General features: G+C 60.1%; 1 pseudogene. It reads right to left on the bottom strand.

Annotated features, from left to right (window positions below):
• Positions 1-375 (bottom strand): annotated as a pseudogene (locus AC0L3D_RS36795) (IS66 family transposase); the annotation flags it as partial.
• Between the last annotated feature and the right edge of the window lie 454 nt (positions 376-829).

The following is an 829-nucleotide window of genomic DNA, read 5'->3' as shown; positions in this document are numbered from 1 at the left end:
AGGGTGGCCGGAATGAAATCGGAATGACTGGCCGGCTTCAAATCGGAATCGGTGGCCGGCTTCATCGGAATACGCAGGTTGAGCGCGATCGAACGGATTGAGCGCTCGACGGTGTTGCTATCGATCTCGATACGGCCGTCGTCAAGGAAGCGCGAGAGGCCTTCCCAGCGTGAGAGCGTGTAGCGGATTGCCTCGGCGAGCTTGGTCTTCTGACTGATCAGGCCGAGCTTTTCGCGCAGTAAGGTTCAAGATCGGCGACAATAGCGCGGCTATTTTCCTGACGCATCGCACGGCGTTCATTGGCCGATCGGCCGCGGATATCGTCCTCGATCTTGAGGTCGGCGATCGTCTCAGCTCCTGGCTGGCGATCGGCGAGTTCCAGGCCTACAGTCGCCTGCCAACAGTGCCAGCCTGATCAATTACGGCGAGAGCTACCGGTCCGGAGATCGCATCAGCCTCTCCGTCGCCAAAGAGCTGTTCTGCTTCATCCCGGCCATCGAGCTCAACGCCCTGCGTCGGAGCGCTCTCTGCTTCTGGAGGAAGCCATCAGGTCCGCTCGGGCTTGATCGGAGGCTTGCCTGATGGGCGTCGTGGTTGCTTCGCTCGCCTGCCGCCCCGTGGCGAGGGTTTGCGGATTATCGGTCCTCTGCCTCTTCGCCGGTATCAACAGCGCTGTGTAATGTTCATTGTTTATGATGACGCCTCCGCTGTTCACGAGGTTGCTCCTGTCAAGTGTACTCGTCAGCTCGTCATGGGCCTCGCGCGACTTGCTCAAGTGCTGGTCAAACGGCGCTGGCGCGACTTGTCGGGCTTGCTGCTCTTGCAACAC

The sequence above is a fragment of the Mesorhizobium sp. WSM4837 genome, assembly GCF_055811435.1.
Note: the sequence above shows the minus strand (reverse complement) of the source record. Positions and strands in the feature narration are given on the sequence as shown.